This window comes from Flavobacterium cerinum, from assembly GCF_024496085.1.
GTDB classification, from domain to species: domain Bacteria; phylum Bacteroidota; class Bacteroidia; order Flavobacteriales; family Flavobacteriaceae; genus Flavobacterium; species Flavobacterium cerinum_A.
This window is the reverse complement of sequence record NZ_CP101751.1, coordinates 2,854,882-2,878,482: the sequence shown is the minus strand read 5'-3', so window position 1 is coordinate 2,878,482 and position 23,601 is coordinate 2,854,882. Positions and strand designations below refer to the sequence as shown.

Here is a 23,601-nt window from a genome sequence, read left to right as displayed (position 1 = left end):
ATACAAATCAATCTTCAAAATAATCGTCTTTAAAGCCAATCAGATATAATTTATCTTTTGCCCTTGTCATTGCCGTATACAACCATCGGATATAATCACGATTAATCCCGTCCGGTAAATAAGGTTGTTCGATAAAGACCGTATTCCATTGTCCGCCTTGTGATTTATGACAAGTGATGGCATAGGAGAATTTCACCTGTAAGGCATTAAAATACGGATTGGTTTTTACCTTTTGCAATTTGCGGTATTGGGTTCGCTCCTCTTCATAATCCAACATAACTTCCTGATACAATAAATTGTATTGCTCATAAGTTAATGAAGGCGATTCACTCATAATCGTATCCAGAATCAGAACCGTTTCAAACGGAATCTGGTTCGGATAATCGACCATTCGGATTTTTACTTTAGCGAATTTAAAACCGTATAATTCCTGAATTTTAAAAATTTCCAGAATCTCGATAATATCACCATTGGCAATAAAACCGGCTTCGTCTGAATCTTTTAACCAGAAGTAATTGTTTTTAACCACCATCATAAAATCACCAACCGACAATTCACTTTCCTTATCCAAAATTCGTAGCCTGATCTGCTGATTATATTGATTGGCTCTTTTATTGGAACGTACGATAAAAGCAGTATCTTCAATACTATAATTGCTATAAGCCTGATGAATTGCATCCTGAATATCATAACCGTCAGTTAAACGAATGATATCTTTAAATCCTCTTAACCGGAACTGAAACGAATCGATAAACTGTGATTTCAGAATTTCCCGGAGTTCCGTTGCATTATATAAAATTCCCGATTTCTCTTCCTGTCGCATTACTTCATCCAGCTCAATATGCTGAATTTCCATGCTATAATTCATTCCCAGCGTATCAATATTCAATGCCGGACTTACCTCCATGTTAACCGGTGGCAACTGTGCAGTGTCGCCAACCAGAATCATTTTGCATTTGTACCCCGAATAGATATATAAAATAAGGTCATCCAATAAAGAGCCGTTTTCGTATAATCCGGAATCGGAATTGGCATCCGAAATCATCGAAGCTTCATCGACAATAAATACTGTATTTTTAAATTTATTCGGTTGCATCGTAAAATGCACGCCACCGCCACTTCCCTTTTTCGGGAAATAGATACGCTTATGAATGGTAAAAGCCGGTTTTTGGGCGTAATTGGATATCACCTTAGCCGCCCTTCCGGTTGGTGCCAGCAATACATACTTTTTGTTAACTTCTTTTAATTGGTTGACAATCGTTGAAATTACAGTTGTTTTACCCGTTCCGGCATACCCTTTTAGCATGAAGATCTCATCGTCATTCTCATTAGTAACGAAATCCGCAATCTTCTGAAAAAAAATGTCCTGTTTCAGCGTTGGTAAATACGGAAAGTTTTGTTTTAAAGCACTATAAAATTTGCCGGAATTCATCAAATCCAAAATAATGTATGAAGTTATCAAACCCGCGTAATCACTACAACGGAAAAGAAGTCCAAAGATACATACCTTTTTTATCCCAAATCGGTTTCCGTTACAAAAAAAATGTAAATTTGCTTTCAATTACGATTCCAGACAATGTCATCAACAGCCACGATAGCTCAAAAAAACTATAAAAAACTGTCTCTTCAGATTGCTCTAAACGGGCTTTCATTCTGTGTTATAGACACACTGAATGATCGTATTCTGGAATTACAGTCGGTTGCTTTTAACTATACGCAATCGTTAGAAGATCAATTATGGCGGACTTTTGTCGATCATCCGGCATTAACCCGACATTATGATGAAATTGTTGTATTGCACGACAATAACTTTAATACGTTTGTTCCGAAAGCGCTTTTTGATGAAAACTTTCTGGGAAGCTATTTGCAGTACAATACCAAAGTATTTGAAACCGATGTCTTTGCTTTTGATGAAATAGAAATACACGAAATAAACAACGTGTATGTTCCTTTTGTAAATGTGAATAATTTTCTGATAGATCAATTTGGTGCTTTTGATTATAAAAACTGTAATACACCGTTAGTTGCTGCGTTACTTGATTTGTCGAGAAACAAGGAAGAAAAGCAGGTTTTTATTCATATACAAAATACTCATTTTGAAATAATTGTATCGCAAAACCTAAAGTTATTGTTATATAATTCTTTTGAATACAAAACACCGGAAGATTTCGCCTATTACTTGTTATTTACATTGGAGCAATTACAACTTAACCCGGAAACGGTTTCGGTAAATTTCTTAGGAAAAATTACTGTTAACGATCCGTGTTTTGAAATCGCCTATCGCTATATCCGTACAATCGCGCTGTTGGATACGCAGGCTTTACAATCGCGTTATTCACTGGAAGAACGTGTTATTTTAGAAAACTTTATCCTGCTACATTCATGAGAATCATTTCCGGAAAATATAAAGGAAGACGAATTAATCCTCCGAAAAACCTACCTGTTCGCCCTACTACCGATATGTCGAAAGAATCGTTGTTTAATATTCTAAACAATTATTTTAATTTCTCCGAATTACGGGTATTAGATCTTTTTGCCGGTACCGGAAATATCAGTTATGAATTTGCTTCACGCGGCTCCGGGCCGATTACCAGTGTAGACGGAGATTTCGGTTGTGTTACTTTTATCAAAAAAACAGCCAGGGAATTTGATTTTGATATCACGGCTATTAAAAGTGACGTTTATAAATTTCTTGAAAAAAGTAAAGCTTCTTACGATATTATTTTTGCCGATCCGCCTTACGGGATGGAACAAAAAGATTTCGAACGAATTGTAAATCTGGTATTTGAAAACGAATTACTGGAAGAAGACGGTATGATGATCATTGAGCATTCCAAACATACTCCTATTGACCATATGGTTAATTTTTCTTTTGCGAAGCATTACGGAGGATCGGTGTTTACCTTTTTTGAGTTTGCAAACGATACCGAAGAAGATGTAACGGACGAAGAGGACGAATTCGACAGTTAATATAAAAAAGCAGACCTGTAAGCCGGATTCTGTATTCCGATAAATCGGAACCCTTATCATTTATCTAGCCCCGACATTACTGACGGGATCCATCTGCCTACCCCTCAACAACGAACGAGCAGCCCTTGAATGTTGATATACATGGCATTTCACCGCATAGAGTTTACCTGGTTTCACTACAGCATTACCTGTACATACTTTCTGTTGCACTTGTCCTAATCCCGATAAATCGGAACTGACGGGTGTTACCCGCTATGCTACTCTGTGGTGTCCGGACTTTCCTCCCTCTCGTCCCGAAAGACAAGACGACGATAAGGCGGTCTGCGGCTGCAAAGATAACAGAATATTTTCCTTTTCATACATTTTATATAGCACTACTTTAACATTGCTTTATAGTCATTTGAGAATAAAATGCTTACCTTTAAAAAGTAACTTCAAAACTTAAACTATGATTCGTATGTATCACTATGCGACTGTTACCAAAGCGTTGGAAGAATTGACTGAAAAAGGTTTCAATGTTGATTTTAATATTCATGAACAGGATATTATTCAAAATCCTTCTAACTACGAAATTGTTCATATTTACCGTTACGAAGGTCAGACCAATCCGGATGACGAAGCTACCGTTTACGGAATTAAATCCATTACAGGAGAAAAAGGCGTATTCGTAGCCGGCCAGTTGGCATCTTCAGAAAACGATATTGAAAAAGTTCTCGCCGACTTAAGTATTAAAGGCAGAACGGAATAGCACTGTTTGCGTTTACTTTGTTAAAAACTATCCGAAAGCGGCTTTGCAATTTGCTATTTTTACCGCTATATTTGCCTGTAATATAAAGTCATGGAACAATTCATCGTATCAGCCCGTAAATACAGACCGCAAACATTTAAAGATGTTGTTGGGCAACAGGCTATTACCAATACTTTATTAAATGCTATTGACAACAATCACCTGGCACAGGCACTTCTTTTTACAGGGCCGCGAGGGGTTGGAAAAACAACATGTGCGCGTATTCTGGCACGAAAAATTAATCAGGAGGGCTACGATGATCCTTATGAAGATTTTGCTTTCAATGTATTTGAGCTGGATGCCGCTTCTAATAACTCCGTTGATGATATCCGAAATCTGATTGATCAGGTTCGTATCCCGCCACAAACCGGGAAATACAAAGTGTATATCATTGACGAGGTACATATGTTGTCACAAGCGGCTTTTAACGCCTTCCTAAAAACATTGGAAGAACCGCCGAAGCATGCTATTTTTATTCTGGCGACTACTGAGAAACATAAGATTATTCCAACTATCCTATCTCGTTGTCAGATCTTTGATTTTAAACGAATTACCGTTAAAGATGCAAAAGAACATTTGGCTGAAGTAGCAAAAAGTCAGAATATTATTTTTGAAGATGATGCCTTGCATATCATTGCGCAAAAAGCAGATGGTGCGATGCGTGATGCTTTATCGATTTTTGACCGTGTGGTTTCCTATTGTGGTACAAATCTGACACGTCAGGCCGTTACTGAAAACCTGAATGTACTGGATTACGAATATTACATTAAAGTAACCGATTTAATTCTGGAAAACAAAATACCGGAATTATTATTAGCCTATAATGATATTCTGGCCAAAGGATTTGACGGTCATCATTTTATTGCCGGTTTAGCGTCTCATTTCAGAGATTTACTGGTTTGTAAAAACCCGGCAACTTTAATACTGTTGGAAGCCGGTGAAGTCGCACAAAATTTATATCGTGAACAAGCGCAAAAAACAGCTCAGGAATTCCTGTTACAGGGAATTGATATTGCTAATGATTGCGACTTAAAATATAAAACTAGTCAGAATCAAAGACTTTTAGTTGAACTGTGTCTAATGCAGCTTGCCTCCATTACTTTTGATGGAGAAAAAAAAAAGCTAAGTCATACATAATTCCCCCTGATTTTTTCAAAAATAACCCGAAACCGGTAGTACCTGCTACACCGGAAGTTATTGCTGTGCCGCAACCGGATTCTATTCCTGTTGTATCACAACAATCGGAACCAGTAACCGTTACTTCTGTACCAAATCCGGAGCCGGTTCCTGTTAAAGTTGTTACACCGGAAATCAAACCGATTGTTACTCCGGATTTAAATGCTGAAAAAAAAGTTTCAGCGCTTTCCTTAGCCAGTATCCGGGCAAAAAAAGAACTCGAAGCACAACAAAGAGCCAATGCTCCGCAACATGATGAATTGCCGACAGAAGCCTTTACCGAAACGGATATGCTATTACAATGGAATAAATTTGCACAGCGTTTAAGCGATAAAGGCCAAAAAATCATGGCAACATATATGCAGATCAATGATCCAGTTTTAGACGGTACAACGATTAAACTGGAATTACCGAATGAGGGCTCTAAAGTAGATTTTGACAACAATAAAATTGAACTTTTAGGTTATCTGAGAGGGAAATTACACAACCATGATATTGTTATAGAAGTACATGTTAATGAAATTGTAGAAACCAAATATGCTTTTACCGCTCTGGAAAAATTTGAGAAATTAAAAGCAATCAACCCGGCTTTGGATCTTTTACGTAAAGCTTTCGATCTTGACGTCTAATTTTACGCTCCTTTTTGTCCCATTTTAAAAGCCTTTTCAATCCATTTTTTTCGCTCTAAATCGTTCGAGGTTTTAATAATTCCGAAATAAGAAACTTTTACCGGTTCAATACCACAAAATTTCAGAACTGCTTTTTTTAGCTGATTAACACTTGGTCGGCCATAAACCAACCAATAATAAAAACTTGGTTGATCAAGAGTTGTTATAATGTGAGCGGTTTTTCCTTTTAATAATTTATCCCACCATACCGAGTTTTCACGGTAACGAAAAGCCATACCCGGCAAAAACAACCGATCAATAAATCCTTTGGTTACTGCCGGTAATCCGCCCCACCAAACCGGATGAATCCATACCAGATGATCTGCATTTTGAATTTGCTCCCAAGCCATTTTTAAATCCGGTTCTAATTCCATCCGTTTTTGATATCCAAATCTTAAATTCGGATCAAAATTCAGATTCGCAATTGTAATTGTTTCAATCGGTATACCATTAGTTTCCGCTCCTTTACGATAGGCTTCAGCCAAAGCAAAATTAAAACTGTCCGGATTAGGATGTCCATTAATAATCAGTATTTTTTTCATATACAGTGGCTATTTCAGTTCTTAAATGTATTGATTTTAATCGTTTTATTGGTTAACAACGCGTTTTTCATTTCATCCGGCTGATATAATTGATGACTAAAGTAAACTCCGTCAGGAAATGGATTATTCAATATTTTTTCAATATGTAAAACAGTGGCAAAAGCTGTTAATTCCGACTGCCCGTTATCACTTTTTAATGTGGTTTTTATTGTTTCGCTTGATGTTTTCGCTATAATTTCAAAAATAGTCTTATCCCCTTTTCCGTTGGCACTAAAAATTAATCTTCTGTTTTTTAAGGATAGCAGATTAAATAATCGCAACGATTGAAAAAGACCTAACAAACGGGTTACCAATCTCGAACTATAGGTCATTTTTACCGATACATTCGGGACATTTTCGATTGCATTTAAGATGAATAAATCCGGGACATCAAAATTATAAACCCGTCGTTTACCGACATCAAAAGAAAAAGTATAGTCCTCAGAATCAAGAAAATGCTTAATCGTTACCGGCTGATTATTTTTATAGCGAACAAATGGTTTACTTACGTTTTCGGCCATAAAATGCGCTGAACTTTCCCCTGCTTTATCCGAAATGGAATAATAGACAAATAGAGCAACTGTATTTATTCCTTTAAAATCCTGTAGCAAACCAGATACAATCCCTGCCATCCAACCGGAACTGAAAACAATTTTGTTGGCTACATTTTTTTCTTTACCGGCAATTGAAAAAGCTTCCTTTAAATCCGGTGTTGGTTTTGTGATGTCGATATAATCCAGCTGATTTGCAATAGCATAATGCAATACGTTATTATGCTGATCATTTGTACATAATATAATAAGATCAATAGAATACTGAGCGATTACCGAAAGTGTGGCAAAATCAGAAACATCAAGACATAAAACCTGATCCGAATTCCTTTTTTTCCGGCTACCGATAAACAGATTATAATTTGGATTTCTTTCTTTTAAAATTCTGTAGACGGTCGACCCGATCAATCCAGTCCCTCCGATAATAAGAATGTTTTTTTGCATAAATAAAGATTTGTTTTATGCAAAAGTATCGGAGTATATAGCCCAACTACCGGACATATGTCCAATATTGAAATGCAACAACTGAAATGCCTATTTCTTTTTTTGTGTATTCAATATATTTGGCTTATAATAGTATAAAAAAGCGTATTTATCATTACTGCTTTTTTTATAAATATGCGGAAAAGAAATAGAACGATATGAACAATAGTAAGAGTAGCGGATATGATTTAAAAGACATTAAGGTATATTATTCCCAAAAAAGTGACTATGAATTAATCCAGATTACAACTGAACGTGCACAAGGATTAAGACCTGGTATCTTTGAGATAATTGAAAAAGAAATTAAAAAGAGGAATTTAAACCCTGCTCTTTTAGAGAGTGTAAAAGCACAAAACAGAAGTTATACTTTTGAAGAAATAGTTGAATTCTCACAAAAATTAAGGACTTTACCATGCCCGATATGTAAAGATAAAGCAGTAAAACTTAACGGTACGGTTATATACACTGTAAAAAGTTATATTTTTTCTGCGTCACTCAGAGAAGAATTAGTAATTGGCTGTCCGAATTGTCTTGATATAAAAAACAAAGAAGCTATAATTTCGACAGCCTTATTGGGCTGGTGGTCAGGAACCGGTCTTATAAACACACCGATTTCTATCTATACTACTATCCGGGAAAAAAGATGGCACAGGATTCCGAAGCCTAACGACGCTTTATTGCGTTTTACATCGCAAAATATCGGTCAAATAGTAGCTTATAAAGACGATCCGGAACAACTAATAGAAATAATTCGTTATAAGGGTTAAATAATCATAAGTTTCTTAATCTGAAATTTAAAAAAAGGAAATTACTTTTAAGCTATTTATACTGCTTTTCGAATACGACTTAAATGTCTCGGTGTGATACCTAAAAAGGACGCCAGATATTGTAACGGAATAAGTTTGATGTATTTAGGCTGTAGGCTGAACAATTCTTCATAGCGTTCTTTTCCAGAAAATTTCTGAAAGGAAGCTACTCGTTTTTCTAATTGAACATATTGTGTTTCTGCTAAAATACGTCCTACTTTTTGCCAGTTTATATTCTGAAAATACAATCTTTCGAGATCTTCACGATGTAAAACCTCTAATTCGGTATCGAATAAAGCCTGAATATTTTCATCGGTGGATTTTTTGGTTACGAAACTGGAAAAAGCGGACATTAATTCATTCTCGAAAGTAATACAATTCGTAATTTCATCTCCTTCACTGTTAATATAAAAAGAGCGAAGCGCACCTGATTTGATAAAAACAATTTCGTCGCAAACTGTATTTTCTTTAATCAGGTATTCGCCTTTTTTTAAAATCCGTTCTGTAAGGATATCATCCAGCATATCCAATTCGGCTGCGGACAAGATTCCTAATGTTTTAAACAGTGCTTTCATATCCGATCAACTGTTAATTATTTTTGAAGTTCCATTGATAAAATCGGAAACGGTTTCCCGTTCGGATCCAAAGGTTCTCTTTTTACGGTTTTAAACCCCAGATACTCATAAAATCCGACAGCTTGCTCATTTTGCTCGTTTACATCGACTTTAAAAACATTATGTTCTTTAATTGCAAAGTCCAATAGTACTTTTCCTACTCCTTTTCCTCTGTAATCCGGACGTATAAAAAGCATTTCAATTGTATCTTCCGACAAACCGATAAAACCGGTAATGGCTCCGTTATCCGAAGTACAAAAAAGGGTTACAGCTTTTAGATATTCATTTAAAATCAATGGTTTATAATATTGAATATCTTCTTCTGTCAAAAAGGTATGTGTAGCACGAACAGATGCTTCCCATACTTCGGTAATTTCAATATAATCATTTACCGAAGGTGTATAAATTGTTGTTTTCATTTTAAATTTTGTCGTAATACATGGCTTTTACAATACCGTCTGAAAGTCCGATTTTAGGGACATAAATATTTTTTGCTCCGCTCCATTTCATCGCACTCAGGTAAATACGGGTTGCCGGAATGATTACATCGGCACGATCCGGATTTAATCCGATTTCTGCGATGCGTTGCTCATATGAAAGTGAATTCAGGTATTGGTATTGCGCGTTAACATAAGCATAGGATAATGGTTTTTCCTGTAACTTACCGGAAAGTTTAAACAATTTATTGATGTTTCCTCCCGATCCGATCAGTGTGATATGCTCATAAGGTTCGGTTTGGATTTTTATCCATTTTTCGATTTCCTGCCATACCACATCATTAACCATGTTATTCAGTAAACGAACGGTTCCGTTTTTAAAAGATTTTGAAGCCACCATCTGACCTTCAGAAAACAATGAAAATTCAGTACTTCCACCGCCTACATCGACATAAAGATAAGTCTGATCCGTTTTAATAAAATGGCGTAAATCGGATGAAGCAATTATTTTAGCCTCTTTTTTACCGTCGATAATATTGATTTTAATATCGGCTTTTTTCTTAATAATGTCAGCTACTTCCTGACCGTTATATGCCTCACGCATAGCGGATGTAGCACATGCCATGTAACGTTCTACTTTATATACTTTCATTAATAATTTGAACGCCTTCATCGCATCGACCATTCGTTCAATATTATCATCCGTGATTTCCCCAACTGTAAATGCATCCTGTCCTAAACGGATCGGAACGCGAACCAATTCGCTTTTATTAAACTGGGTTTCTTTTCCGGCTTGTTCTACAATATTAGTAATCAGCAATCGCATCGCATTGGATCCGATATCGATAGCTGCATATTTTTTGATCGAAATCATATTACTTTTAATTGAGGGATTATCAAAGTTTTTTCTCGACTATAACATCCATCTGATTGCGATAGTAGTTATAGGTTTCCAATTGCGCCCGGAACATTTTTTCTTTCGGACGTTTTCGGTATTTGTTTTCCAGATTTTCGGAATGCAAACGGGCTTTTACGTTCCCTTTCCAACCAATATTAAACGTTTCGATCAACTCTTCCTTAATCCGGGGATCATAAATCGGACAAGTTACTTCTACACGAGCATCAAGATTACGCGTCATAAAATCAGCGGAAGAAATATAAACTTCCGGATCGCCTTCATTTCCGAAGATATAAATACGGGCATGCTCCAGATAATTATCGACTATACTAATTGCTTCAATATTTTCACTCATTCCCAATATACCCGGTATAAGCGAGCAAATACCACGAACAATCAGCTGAATTTTTACTCCGGCTCGACTGGCTTCATATAATTTGTCGATCATTTTAAAATCAGACAAACTATTCATTTTCAATTTAATATAAGCTTCTTTTCCTTCCTGAGCATTATGCATTTCCCTTTCAATCAGTTTAATAAATTTTGATCGGGTATAATGTGGCGATACAATCAGATGTTTATAACGATGGACACGATAATTGACATCAAAGAAATCAAAAATGCGGTTGATATCTCTTAAAATCGGTTGATGACTGGTAAGCAACGTTACATCAGTATAAATTTTAGCTGTCGACTCATTAAAATTCCCTGTCGAAATAAAGCCGTAGCGGAAAATTTTCCCGTCTTCGATTCTTTCAATAGCACAAATTTTACTGTGTACTTTTAGTCCTTTTACCCCGAAAATAAGCTCAATTCCTTCCGTTTGCATTTGTTCGGCATACGAGATATTACTGGCTTCATCGAAACGCGCCTGTAATTCAATCTGAACAATCACTCTTTTTCCGTTTTTAGCGGCATTGATTAAAGAACTGATAATCTGGGAATTTTTAGCCAGACGATATAGTGTAATTTTAATCGATGTTACTTTCGGATCAAGAGCAGCTTCCCGTAAGAACTTGATCAAATAGGAAAAGGATTGATACGGTGCATTTACCAGAAAGTCTTTTTGTTTAATCCGCTCCAGAATACTACCTTCCAGACTCAGATCGACAACCGGTAAAGGCGGATTTTGTTTGAACAGTAAATCATAACGTCCCAGATTCGGGAAATCAATATAATCCCGACGGTTATGATAGCGACCACCCGGAATCAAGCTATCCGTAGCATCAATTTTCATTCGTGTCAGGAAAAAAGCCAATGTATCTTTTTCGATAGACTGATCATATACAAAACGAACCGGTTCCCCTATTCTACGATCTTTTACACTGGTTGATATTTTTTCGATTAAACTTTTGTTCAGGTCCGAATCAATATCCAATTCCGCATCACGTGTAATTTTAATCATATGTGCCGAAATACTTTCGTAGTCGAAAATATTAAAAATACTGTGCAGATTATAGCGAATCACATCATCCAATAAGATCACATATTGCTTATCATTACTGGACGGAAGCACTACAAAACGGTTAATTGTTTTCGGAATTTCGACAACAGCATAACGTACTTCCTTTTTCTGAATCACATCTGACGGATCAATTACCAACTGTTTCGGTTTCATGACTAATTTGACCGCCAAATAACCTGAAGTGTCTTTTAATAACGGAAATTCATCCAAATCATTAAGGATAATCGTTACCAATTCCGGGCTTACTTTCTGAATAAAAAATTCTTTAATAAAGTTTTGTTGCTCTTTATTTGTTTCCGTTTCATTAATAATAAAGATGTTTTCTTTTTCAAGCATCTTTTCAATGACACTCAGAATGCGCAAACTTTCCGATTGTTGTTCAATTACAATTTCGGTAATGTCTTTTAATAATTGTTGTGCTGAAATACCGCCCAGAATCTTTTCTCCGGAAATACCTTCCATACTTAACCGGCGTACAGCTGCGTAGCGTACACGGAAAAATTCGTCTAAATTATTGGAAAATATACCTAAAAAACGGAGTCTGTCTAATAACGGAACACTTTCATCTGCTGCTTCTTGTAAAACTCTTGCATTAAATGCCAACCAACTTTTTTCTCTGTCGATATATCTGTTTTCGTGAGATGTCATACTTTTAACTGCCTTGGAAATAAGGTTTTAATTGTTCGCCCTTTATTAATATCGTCCCAGTTATCCTGCTCAAATGTTATAGAAACCAATCCGGCAGTGGGAACATTGTCAATATAAAGGTCACCAAATTTATTAACAAAATCTGTTATAGCCTCGTTATGTCCGAAAAGAATTAGGCTGTCAAACCTGTTTTCGCATTTTTTTATGGCCGCTTCCAGATTTCTGCTGTCAAACGTATATAAGTCTTCATTTATAATGATACTTTCATAAGGAATAGAGAGATTTTGTGAAAAGATCATCGCCGTTTCCCTTGCCCGTTTAGCCGTACTACTCCATACCAAAAATGTTTTAGGTAAGAAATTACTTATTTGACTAAAAATGGTGTTGGCATCATGAATACCTCTTTGGGAAATGGGTCTGTCTATATCTTTACTAGGTGTTTCCCAGCTTGATTTTGCATGACGAATTAGAATTAAATTTTTCATGATGTAGCTATTTATTTCATAAAGTACGTCAAAAAAAAAGAAAAATACCAGTTAAAAAGTATCAAAAAAATGTTAATTCATGGATAAAAAAAGTCATTTTATCGAAAAACCTTACGGAAATAATGCGCCCCGATTTTATTTGAATAATTTAGTATCATTCAAACATGGCAGCGTATTCTTTTATTTTAAGTTTAAATACCACTATAAAACTCAAAATAATACTGAAATGCTACTAAAAACCATGTTATTATTACGATATGTCTATTAAAATCGTAATAGACTTTCTTGTTTCCAAATTCATATCAACCTGTTTTAATTAAGTCACCAAGTCCTTTTTGCTTGTCTCACAAGTAATCTGTTCCATGGCTTTACATATCGGTTTTTTAAATGGTGAAAAAACAGAGCTGTTTTTATCGCCCGGGGAATCTTTATGTCATTTTTTAAGAAAACTAACTTAATTAATATAATGATCATGAACGCTTTAAAACAAAAAGCAGCCGCACTTTTTCTGCTACTCCTCTTAGCAGGAACGGTGCATTCTCAAACTTTCATATCCTACCAGGATTTAATGACAAAAGGATATGAAGGAAAACAAACGGGTTCCGAATTTAATTATGGTCGTGCTCGATCATTGTTAAAAGATTTACATCCTAAACTTTACATCCTCAACGGTAAAGTGAAAGACTTAACACAGGGTAATTGTTATTATGCCGAAGTAGATGCTTATTCCTTTAGTCAGTTTCTGGCCAGAGAAGACACCAGGCCATTGGAGATACTTACACTTAAGCTAAGTGCTAATGATCCTCTAAGAATTGACACAACAGCGCTCGAAAAATTTAAGAGTCTGAAATACATCTATGTGATCTGCGATTTTAAATGCAATCCGGATTATATCAAAAGCCTGTTTCTAAATAATCGCAATGGTTATTTAATCATCTATTCGATATCTATCCCTAGTTAAGTTTTATTCTAAGACATAAGATTATGAGAAACTTTACACAATTAAGTAGTATCATATCGGCTCCTACCTCCAAACTTGTACTAACACTTCTTTTGGCTCTTTCTGCTACCGGAATGTTTTCTCAGGTTCGGGTTCCGTTTACCCAGCGAACTTCACAATATACTCCCACCAAAAAGATTTATAATATTCAGGGAGATTTTACCATGATCGGGAATACTAACCTGACATTGGTAAACTATGGGGATAACACGAACAACAGTAATAACGATATGCAATATGTGGATGTTGACAGTGATAACAATACGTTTAACTCTTCTTCAGCCACACTGAATTTTTCGACCGAAAACGGTGCTGTTCCAAACTGTTCTAAAATTATTTATGCAGGATTGTACTGGTCAGCCCGGGCTTCTAACAGCAGTTCCAGTCCGGATACTTTTTCGGTAACTAAAAACGTTCCCGGTCCGCCGCAAGCTGTAAATAACAATCAGACGGTTGGTCATAATAATACGGTGACCAATACACAATATTCTATGAATGTTTCCCGTCAAGGTAATAATAACAGCTATTATGTACGGTATGAATTCACCGGAAACGGAGACAATGTTCAATTTGAATTTCAGAATTCAGCACCTTATATCCGTTATCGTGTTAACAGCGGTAGTTGGGTGAATCCGACTAATCAGGTTGTAAGTAATTCCGGCAATACACGAGTAGTTACTTTTGATCCGGTAACCGTATACACAGAATCCGGAGGTATTACACTTACCGTAAACGGATTAGAAAGAGATTCCAGACAAAACCGATCTACATCAGAATATCAGTCGACTTCCTTTGCTTATACCAATGTAAGCGGTACCATTGCAACAACTGTTTCGGTTACCAAAAACTTTAACAAAAGACAAGTTTTATTACAAGGTCCCGGAGCATCCGGTTATACCCCGGTTACAGCCAATACAAATGATATCTATTATCCGAACAGCTCCGATGATTTTATTTATTCTGCTTACGCTGAAGTAACCGATTATGTAAAACAATACGGATTGGGAGCCTATACTGTTGCCGATGTAGCCATGGTAGAAGGAAACGGAGGCTCTGTAGGATACTATGGTGGTTGGGGTTTGATTGTTATCTACGAAAACTCAAAAATGAAATGGAGAGATGTAACCGTTTTTGATGGTCATGCATATGTAAGCGGAAGCAATACAACCAGTTTTGAATTGCCAGTATCCGGTTTTAATACCGCTCAGACAGGTCCGATTAATCTTAAACTGGGATTAATGGCCGGTGAAGGTGATCGCGGTATTAGCGGTGATTATTTCAGCATACAAAAACAAAGCGACAACAGCTGGCTGGATTTAAATCATTCCGGAAATTCGACAACCAACTTTTTCAATTCATCGATTCTAACAGGTGGTAACACCCGAAATCCGAACTTGTTAAATAATACCGGATTGGATATTAGTATGTTTACGATACCAAACGCGAGTAACAGTGTAATTACCAATAACCAGACTTCAACCAAATTCCGGTATGGAACAACACAGGATACCTACTCTATTTTTACAATAGCCATGTCGGTTGATGCGTATATACCGCAACCGCAAGGTATATCTTCTGTTACAACCATTAACGGTAATCCTGCCAGCCTTCCGTTAACGGCACAACCGGGTCAGGAAATCGTATACAAAATAAAAGTTTTAAATGAAGGATCTGAAGCCATTAATAATGCGACTTTAGAAATCCCGGTTCCTTTTACCGCCAGCTATGTAAACGGAAGTGCTTCCGGTGCTGTCTTTTTCAGTCCGGCTCCTACTCCAAATGCAGTATCATTTAATCCGTCTCAGGGTGCTAACGGTACTATAATATGGAATATAGGAACATTACCGCTTCCTGCCAATCCGTCTGACGTTTTGGGTGAGTTTACCTTTAAGCTTAAAGCTACCGAAGATTGTAGTATTCTTAAAAATACGCATTGTAATCCTGCCATAACGATTTACGGTTATATTAACGGTGTTGGTGCAATATCCGGCGTTGCCGTTTCGACTAAACCTTTTATTCAAGGCTATACTGCTTCCGGAATATGTCAGGGTGAACCGATAAAAGATCCGTTAACGGTTAATATTAACGCACAGGATTATATAACCAACCATTGTCAGAATACACCGGATGAGATTGTCTTTAACTTTTGTAATACTTCCGGAAGTATTGCTGTATCACAAATAAGTGGTGCATTTCCTCCCGGAACCCGTTTTTACAATAGTTATCCGGTAGGTCCGAATACTGTCGAATATACTGCTACCAATCCGTTTCCGGCAACCGTTGGAACACAAACCTATTATGGTATTCCTCCGGGAAGTAATGACTGTTATTACACCTTTAAAATCAGTATTTCTGCCAGTCCTGTACTAACAGCGCCGGCTAATTATACGCTCGAAGGATGTAGTACAGCTGCCATAACCGGACTGGTATATAGTGAAACACCGGTAAGTATTAGTCTTGCGCAATTTCTTGCAGCAGGCGGAACAACTACAAACCAATCCTTAAATTATACGATTTCGTATGTCGATACAAAATCCGGAACCTGCCCTATAGTAGTGACACGAAAATTTACAATTAGCTCTCCTTGTAGTAGTAATCAAATTTTCACGCAACAAATTACTATAAAAGACACAACACCTCCGGTAGCTCCTGCACCTCCGGCTGCTGTAACTGTAGCTTGTGGTAATAACGTACCGGCAATGATCAGTTTAACAGCGAATGACAATTGTTCCGGTGCAATAACCGTACAAGGTCAGGATGTAACCACGCCGGGTAATTGTCCGAATTCTTATACTATTGTAAGAACATGGACGTTTACTGATGCCTGTGGTAATACTTCTAGTGTATCACAAAACATCACTGTTAATGATAACGTAGCACCAGTAGTGCCAACGGCTCCGGCTGCTGTAACTGTAGCTTGTAGCAATAACATACCGGCAATGATTAGTTTAACAGCGAATGACAATTGTTCCGGTGCAATAACCGTACAAGGTCAGGATGTAACCACGCCGGGTAACTGTCCGAATTCCTATACTATCGTTAGAACCTGGACGTTTACTGATGCCTGTGGTAATACTTCTAGTGTATCACAAAACATCACTGTTAATGATAACGTAGCACCAGTAGTGCCAACTGCTCCGGCTGCTGTAACTGTAGCTTGTAGCAATAACATACCGGCAATGATTAGTTTAACAGCGAATGACAACTGTTCCGGTGCAATAACCGTACAAGGTCAGGATGCAACCACTCCGGGTAATTGTCCGAATTCTTATACTATTGTAAGAACATGGACGTTTACTGATGCCTGTGGTAATACTTCTAGTGTATCACAAAACATCAACGTTAATGATAACATAGCACCAGTGGTTCCAACCGCTCCGGCTGATGTAACCGTAAGTTGCGGTGGCGATGTTCCTGCGATGATCAGTTTAACAGCTAATGATAATTGTTCAGGTGCAATAACTGTTCAAGGTCAGGATGCAACCACTCCGGGTAATTGTCCGAATTCTTATACTATTGTAAGAACCTGGACGTTTACCGATGCTTGTGGCAACACCTCTAGCGTATCACAAAACATCAACGTTAATGATAATGTAGCACCAACATTTACAGCTCCGGCAGACATAACCATTTATGCTGATGCCAACTGTAACTATAATGCTTCTGTTGCGACTACAGGTGATGTAACTAATGAAAATGATAACTGTTCAACCGGCTTACAGGCAACTTATACCGATGCCGTTGCTGATGGCAATTGCGCCGGTTCAAAAATTATTACCAGAACCTGGACTTTAGTTGATCAATGTGGTAATACAACGACTCATGCACAAACCATTACCGTTCTGGATAATACTCCTCCAATGATCACCACACAAGCACAAAATGTGACCGTAACTTGTGATGGTCAAGGTAACCAGACACAATTGCAAAATTGGTTAAATACCAATGGTGGTGCAGTCGCTTCTGATAATTGCGGACCGGTAAAATGGAGTAATAATTTTAGCACTTTAGGTAATAATTGTTCTGATAGTGTAACGGTTATTTTTACGGCAACAGATGCTTGTAATAATACATCGACTACTCAGGCTACATTTACAGTTAATGACAATGTACCTCCGGTAGCTCCTACGCCTCCGGCTGCTGTAACCGTAAGTTGCGGTGGCGATGTTCCTGCGATGATCAGTTTGACTGCTAATGATAACTGTTCCGGTGCAATAACCGTTCAAGGTCAGGATGCAACTACTCCGGGTAACTGTCCGAATTCCTATACTATCGTTAGAACCTGGACGTTTACAGATGCTTGTGGTAATACTTCTAGTGTATCACAAAACATCAACGTTAATGATAACGTAGCGCCAGTAGTTCCAACTGCTCCGGCTGCTATAACCGTAAGTTGTGGTGGTGATGTTCCTGAGATGATCAGTTTAACAGCTAATGATAATTGTTCCGGTGCAATAACCGTACAAGGTCAGGATGCAACCACTCCGGGTAATTGTCCTAATTCCTATACTATTGTAAGAACCTGGACGTTTACAGATGCTTGTGGAAATACCTCTAGCGTATCACAAAACATCAACGTTAATGATAACATAGCGCCAGTGGTTCCAACTGCTCCGGCTGATGTAACTGTAAGTTGTGGTGGTGATGTTCCTGCGATGATCAGTTTAACAGCGAATGACAATTGTTCCGGTGCAATTACCGTACAGGGTCAGGATGTAACAACACAAGGTAATTGCCCGAATTCCTATACTATTGTAAGAACCTGGACGTTTACAGATGCTTGTGGAAATACCTCTAGCGTATCACAAAACATCAACGTTAATGATAACGTAGCACCAGTAGTTCCAACTGCTCCGGCTGCTATAACCGTAAGTTGTGGTGGTGATGTTCCTGAGATGATCAGTTTAACAGCTAATGATAATTGTTCCGGTGCAATAACCGTACAAGGTCAGGATGCAACCACTCCGGGTAATTGTCCGAATTCCTATACTATTGTAAGAACCTGGACGTTTACAGATGCTTGTGGAAATACCTCTAGCGTATCACAAAACATCAACGTTAATGATAACATAGCGCCAGTGGTTCCAACTGCTCCGGCTGATGTAACTGTAAGTTGTGGTGGTGATGTTCCTGCGATGATCAGTTTAACAGCTAATGATAATTGTTCCGGTGCAATTACCGTACAGGGTCAGGATGTAACAACACAAGGTAATTGCCCGAATTCCTATACTATCGTTAGAACCTGGACGTTTACAGATGCTTGTGGTAATACTTCTAGTGTATCACAAAACATCAACGTTAATGATAACGTAGCGCCAGTAGTTCCAACTGCTCCGGCTGCTATAACCGTAAGTTGTGGTGGTGATGTTCCTGAGATGATCAGTTTAACAGCTAATGATAATTGTTCCGGTGCAATAACCGTACAAGGTCAGGATGCAACCACTCCGGGTAATTGTCCGAATTCCTATACTATTGTAAGAACCTGGACGTTTACAGATGCTTGTGGAAATACCTCTAGCGTATCACAAAACATCAACGTTAATGATAACATAGCGCCAGTGGTTCCAACTGCTCCGGCTGATGTAACTGTAAGTTGTGGTGGTGATGTTCCTGCGATGATCAGTTTAACAGCGAATGACAATTGTTCCGGTGCAATAACCGTACAAGGTCAGGATGCAACCACCCCGGGTAATTGTCCGAACTCGTATACAATTGTTAGAACCTGGACGTTTACCGATGCTTGTGGCAATACATCAAGCGTATCTCAAAATATTAATGTAAATGATAACGTAGCACCAACATTTACAGCTCCGGCAGACATAACCATTTATGCTGATGCCAACTGTAATTATAATGCTTCAGTTGCGACTACCGGTGATGTAACTAATGAAAATGATAACTGTTCAACCGGTTTACAGGCAACTTATACCGATGCCGTTGCTGATGGCAATTGCGCCGGTTCAAAAATTATTACCAGAACCTGGACTTTAGTTGATCAATGCGGTAATACAACTACTCACACACAAACCATTACCGTTCTGGATAATACTCCTCCAATGATCACTACACAAGCGCAAAATGTGACAGTAACTTGTGATGGTCAAGGTAACCAGACGCAATTGCAAAACTGGTTAAATACCAATGGTGGAGCTGTCGCTTCTGATAATTGCGGACCGGTAAAATGGAGTAATAATTTTAGCACTTTAGGTAATAATTGTTCTGATAGTGTAACGGTGATTTTTACGGCAACAGACGCTTGTAATAATACATCGACTACTCAGGCTACATTTACAGTAAATGATAATGTACCTCCGGTAGCTCCTACACCTCCGGCTGCTGTAACTGTAAGTTGCGGTGGCGATGTTCCTGCGATGATCAGTTTGACTGCTAATGATAACTGTTCCGGTGCAATAACCGTACAAGGTCAGGATGCAACCACTCCAGGTAATTGTCCGAACTCTTATACTATCGTTAGAACCTGGACGTTTACAGATGCTTGTGGTAATACTTCTAGTGTATCACAAAACATCAACGTTAATGATAACGTAGCACCAGTAGTTCCAACTGCTCCGGCTGCTATAACCGTAAGTTGTGGTGGTGATGTTCCTGAGATGATCAGTTTAACAGCTAATGATAATTGTTCCGGTGCAATAACCGTTCAAGGTCAGGATGTAACCACACAAGGTAATTGTCCGAACTCGTATACTATCGTTAGAACATGGACGTTTACGGATGCTTGTGGCAACACATCAAGCGTATCACAAAACATCAACGTTAATGATAACATAGCACCAGTGGTTCCAACTGCTCCGGCTGCTATAACCGTAAGTTGTGGTGGTGATGTTCCGGCAATGATCAGTTTAACAGCGAATGATAATTGTTCCGGTGCAATAACCGTACAAGGTCAGGATGCAACTACTCCGGGTAACTGTCCGAATTCCTATACTATTGTTAGAACATGGACCTTTACTGATGCTTGTGGAAACACCTCTAGCGTATCACAAAACATCAACGTTAATGACAACATAGCACCAGTGGTTCCAACCGCTCCGGCTGATGTAACCGTAAGTTGTAGTGGCGAAGTTCCGGCAATGATTAGTCTAACAGCGAATGATAACTGTTCGGGAGAAATTACCGTTCAAGGTCAGGATGTAACCACACAAGGTAATTGTCCGAACTCGTATACTATCGTTAGAACCTGGACGTTTACAGATGCTTGTGGAAATACCTCTAGCGTATCACAAAACATCAACGTTAATGATAACATAGCGCCAGTGGTTCCAACTGCTCCGGCTGCTATAACTGTAAGTTGTGGTGGTGATGTTCCTGCGATGATCAGTTTAACAGCTAATGATAATTGTTCCGGTGCAATAACCGTACAAGGTCAGGATGTAACGACACAAGGTAACTGTCCGAACTCCTATACAATCGTTAGAACCTGGACGTTTACCGATGCTTGTGGTAATACTTCTAGCGTATCTCAAAACATCAACGTTAATGATAACATTGCGCCAGTAGTTCCAACTGCTCCGGCTGATGTAACCGTAAGCTGTGGTGGTGATGTTCCGGCTATGATCAGTTTGACTGCGAATGATAACTGTTCGGGAGAAATTACCGTACAAGGTCAGGATGCAACCACTCCGAGTAATTGTCCGAATTCCTATACTATCGTTAGAACCTGGACCTTTACCGATGCTTGTGGTAATACCTCCAGCGTGTCACAAAACATCAACGTTAATGATAACATAGCACCAGTGGTTCCAACCGCTCCGGCTGATGTAACTGTAAGTTGTGGTGGTGATGTTCCGGCTATGATCAGTTTAACAGCGAATGATAACTGTTCGGGAGAAATTACCGTTCAAGGTCAGGATGTAACAACACAAGGTAACTGTCCGAATTCCTATACTATCGTAAGAACCTGGACGTTTACTGATACTTGTGGCAATACCTCTAGCGTATCTCAAAACATCAACGTTAATGACAACATAGCGCCAGTGGTTCCAACCGCTCCGGCTGATGTAACCGTAAGTTGTAGTGGCGAAGTTCCTGCGATGATCAGTTTAACTGCTAATGACAACTGTTCGGGAGAAATTACCGTTCAAGGTCAGGATGTAACAACACAAGGTAACTGTCCGAATTCCTATACTATCGTAAGAACCTGGACGTTTACGGATACTTGTGGTAACACTTCTAGCGTGTCACAAAACATCAACGTTAATGATAACGTAGCACCAGTAGTTCCAACCGCTCCGGCTGATGTAACTGTAAGTTGCGGTGGCGATGTTCCGGCAATGATTAGTCTAACAGCAAATGATAACTGTTCGGGAGAAATAACCGTACAAGGTCAGGATGTAACCACACAAGGTAACTGTCCGAATTCCTATACTATTGTTAGAACCTGGACGTTTACGGATGCTTGTGGTAATACCTCTAGCGTGTCACAAAACATCAACGTTAATGACAACGTAGCACCAGTGGTTCCAACTGCTCCGGCTGCTATAACTGTAAGTTGCGGTGGCGAAGTTCCGGCAATGATCAGTTTAACTGCGAATGACAATTGTTCGGGAGAAATTACCGTACAAGGTCAGGATGTGACTACACAAGGTAACTGTCCGAATTCCTATACTATCGTTAGAACCTGGACTTTTACAGATGCTTGTGGTAATACTTCTAGTATATCTCAAAACATCAACGTTAATGATAACGTAGCGCCAGTAGTTCCAACTGCTCCGGCTGATGTAACGGTAAGTTGTGGTGGCGAAGTTCCGGCTATGATCAGTTTAACTGCTAATGACAACTGTTCGGGAGAAATAACCGTACAAGGTCAGGATGTAACAACACAAGGTAATTGTCCGAACTCGTATACTATTGTTAGAACGTGGACCTTTACCGATGCTTGTGGTAATACCTCTAGCGTGTCACAAAACATCAACGTTAATGATAACATAGCACCAGTGGTTCCAACCGCTCCGGCTGATGTAACTGTAAGCTGCGGTGGCGAAGTTCCTGCAATGATCAGTTTAACAGCGAATGATAACTGTTCGGGAGAAATTACCGTACAAGGTCAGGATGTAACTGCACAAGGTAACTGTCCGAATTCGTATATTATTACAAGAACCTGGACGTTTACAGATGCCTGTGGTAATACTGCTAATAGTATTCAGTTGATCACTGTTTCAGATGATATAGCGCCATCGCTTACTTCAACTTTAGATGCTGAAGTCAACGCAAATTGTGCTGATATACCTCCGGTTCCGGAACCTACTTTTACCGATAATTGCGGTAGTACAGTAACTGTTGATTATAGTGAAAATATCACGAATCAAACATCGGAAGCCTATGATATCATCCGTAGCTGGACAGTAAGTGATACTTGTTTTAATCAGCAAACCTATACACAAACTGTTCATGTAACCATTAGTAATCCGTTGACTGTAATAGCCAAAGCCATTTGTATTAAAGATGAACCAGTAAATCTGTTTAGCGTATTACCGGAAGGAACTCCGCAAAACGGAACATGGTCTACACCAAATGCAGGAGCCGCTTTAGAAGGCAGTATTTTTACAGCAGGTCAGCTAACACCGGGCAACTATATTGTACGTTACACGCTTACTGAAGGTGACTGTCCGCGAATTTTTGAGATCAATATAGAAGTACACGAAAGATGTATTGTATTACCGGCCTGTTCAATAAATGTATATAATGCCGTATCTCCAAACGATGATGGTTATAATGATGTCTTTTTTATTGACGGAATTACTTGTTATCCTCAAAATAATGTTGAAATTTACAACAGATGGGGTATATTAGTATTCAGTACAGATGGTTACGATAATACAACACGGGTATTCCGAGGCGTATCAGAAGGACGTGCTACCTTTAACAAAGGGGCTGAACTACCGGATGGCACTTATTTCTACATCTTAAAATATAAAGATGAAAGTGGTACCGAATTTACTAAAACAGGCTATTTATATCTTAACCGATAGTAAGTAGTACTGATTTAATTCTTAGTTCAATTTAAATTAAGGA

16 protein-coding genes and 1 other RNA gene are annotated in these 23,601 nt (G+C 38.4%); 8 read left to right on the top strand and 9 right to left on the bottom strand.

Going from position 1 to position 23,601, the window contains the following annotated elements; genetic code table 11:
* Positions 1-7: 7 nt before the first annotated feature.
* On the bottom strand, positions 8-1,432 hold the full coding sequence (locus NOX80_RS12855; protein WP_256550195.1) for an ATP-dependent DNA helicase: 1,425 nt from the start codon (positions 1,430-1,432) through the stop codon (positions 8-10).
* Between the two features lie 144 nt (positions 1,433-1,576).
* On the opposite strand from NOX80_RS12855, the gene NOX80_RS12850 reads away from it, so the two are divergent.
* Entirely contained in the window at positions 1,577-2,386 is an 810-nt protein-coding gene (locus NOX80_RS12850) for a DUF3822 family protein (RefSeq protein ID WP_256550194.1), read from the top strand.
* A complete protein-coding gene (gene rsmD, locus NOX80_RS12845) occupies positions 2,383-2,970 on the top strand; it encodes a 16S rRNA (guanine(966)-N(2))-methyltransferase RsmD (RefSeq protein WP_256550193.1) in 588 nt (195 codons plus the stop codon). The genes NOX80_RS12850 and rsmD overlap by 4 nt, the downstream gene beginning before the upstream one ends.
* A gap of 2 nt (positions 2,971-2,972) precedes the next feature.
* Here rsmD and rnpB read toward each other — a convergent pair.
* An RNA gene (gene rnpB, locus NOX80_RS12840) (RNase P RNA component class A) lies at positions 2,973-3,298 on the bottom strand.
* Positions 3,299-3,418: 120 nt separating this feature from the next.
* Between rnpB and NOX80_RS12835 the strand changes: the two genes are divergently transcribed.
* From NOX80_RS12835 to NOX80_RS12825, 3 genes are all read left to right on the top strand, one after another.
* Positions 3,419-3,718, top strand: a complete 300-nt coding sequence (locus NOX80_RS12835; protein WP_256550192.1) for a hypothetical protein — start codon at positions 3,419-3,421, stop codon at positions 3,716-3,718.
* A 90-nt stretch (positions 3,719-3,808) separates the two neighbouring features.
* Positions 3,809-4,894: a DNA polymerase III subunit gamma/tau gene (dnaX, locus tag NOX80_RS12830; RefSeq protein ID WP_256550191.1), complete on the top strand. Its 1,086-nt coding sequence runs from the start codon at positions 3,809-3,811 to the stop codon at positions 4,892-4,894.
* Between the two features lie 65 nt (positions 4,895-4,959).
* On the top strand, positions 4,960-5,562 hold the full coding sequence (locus NOX80_RS12825; RefSeq protein ID WP_256550190.1) for a DNA polymerase III subunit gamma/tau: 603 nt from the start codon (positions 4,960-4,962) through the stop codon (positions 5,560-5,562).
* A gap of 2 nt (positions 5,563-5,564) precedes the next feature.
* Here NOX80_RS12825 and NOX80_RS12820 read toward each other — a convergent pair whose 3' ends face one another.
* Together NOX80_RS12820 and NOX80_RS12815 are read right to left on the bottom strand one after the other, a co-directional pair.
* Positions 5,565-6,143, bottom strand: coding sequence for an NAD(P)H-dependent oxidoreductase (locus NOX80_RS12820; protein ID WP_256550189.1), 579 nt, complete (start codon positions 6,141-6,143; stop codon positions 5,565-5,567).
* 14 nt (positions 6,144-6,157) lie between these two features.
* Complete coding sequence (locus NOX80_RS12815) at positions 6,158-7,177, bottom strand: saccharopine dehydrogenase (protein WP_256550188.1); 1,020 nt, start codon at positions 7,175-7,177, stop codon at positions 6,158-6,160.
* 197 nt (positions 7,178-7,374) lie between these two features.
* Here NOX80_RS12815 and NOX80_RS12810 point away from each other — a divergent pair, with 197 nt between their 5' ends.
* Entirely contained in the window at positions 7,375-7,983 is a 609-nt protein-coding gene (locus tag NOX80_RS12810) for a hypothetical protein (RefSeq protein WP_256550187.1), read from the top strand.
* Between the two features lie 56 nt (positions 7,984-8,039).
* Here NOX80_RS12810 and NOX80_RS12805 read toward each other — a convergent pair whose 3' ends face one another.
* Genes NOX80_RS12805 through NOX80_RS12785 form a run of 5 tightly spaced genes read right to left on the bottom strand, consistent with a single transcriptional unit; the run spans position 8,040 to position 12,569 of the window.
* Entirely contained in the window at positions 8,040-8,597 is a 558-nt protein-coding gene (locus NOX80_RS12805; RefSeq protein WP_256550186.1) for a Crp/Fnr family transcriptional regulator, read from the bottom strand.
* 17 nt (positions 8,598-8,614) lie between these two features.
* Entirely contained in the window at positions 8,615-9,055 is a 441-nt protein-coding gene (locus tag NOX80_RS12800) for a GNAT family N-acetyltransferase (protein ID WP_256550185.1), read from the bottom strand.
* A gap of 1 nt (position 9,056) precedes the next feature.
* Positions 9,057-9,947, bottom strand: a complete 891-nt coding sequence (locus NOX80_RS12795) for a Ppx/GppA phosphatase family protein (protein WP_256550184.1) — start codon at positions 9,945-9,947, stop codon at positions 9,057-9,059.
* Positions 9,948-9,969: 22 nt separating this feature from the next.
* Entirely contained in the window at positions 9,970-12,084 is a 2,115-nt protein-coding gene (gene ppk1, locus NOX80_RS12790) for a polyphosphate kinase 1 (protein ID WP_256550183.1), read from the bottom strand.
* Positions 12,081-12,569: a SixA phosphatase family protein gene (locus NOX80_RS12785; RefSeq protein WP_256550182.1), complete on the bottom strand. Its 489-nt coding sequence runs from the start codon at positions 12,567-12,569 to the stop codon at positions 12,081-12,083. The genes ppk1 and NOX80_RS12785 overlap by 4 nt, the downstream gene beginning before the upstream one ends.
* Before the next feature lie 472 nt (positions 12,570-13,041).
* Between NOX80_RS12785 and NOX80_RS12780 the strand changes: the two genes are divergently transcribed.
* Positions 13,042-13,530: a hypothetical protein gene (locus tag NOX80_RS12780; protein ID WP_256550181.1), complete on the top strand. Its 489-nt coding sequence runs from the start codon at positions 13,042-13,044 to the stop codon at positions 13,528-13,530.
* Between the two features lie 23 nt (positions 13,531-13,553).
* Positions 13,554-23,558, top strand: a complete 10,005-nt coding sequence (locus tag NOX80_RS12775) for an HYR-like domain-containing protein (protein ID WP_256550179.1) — start codon at positions 13,554-13,556, stop codon at positions 23,556-23,558.
* The last annotated feature ends 43 nt before the right edge of the window (positions 23,559-23,601 follow it).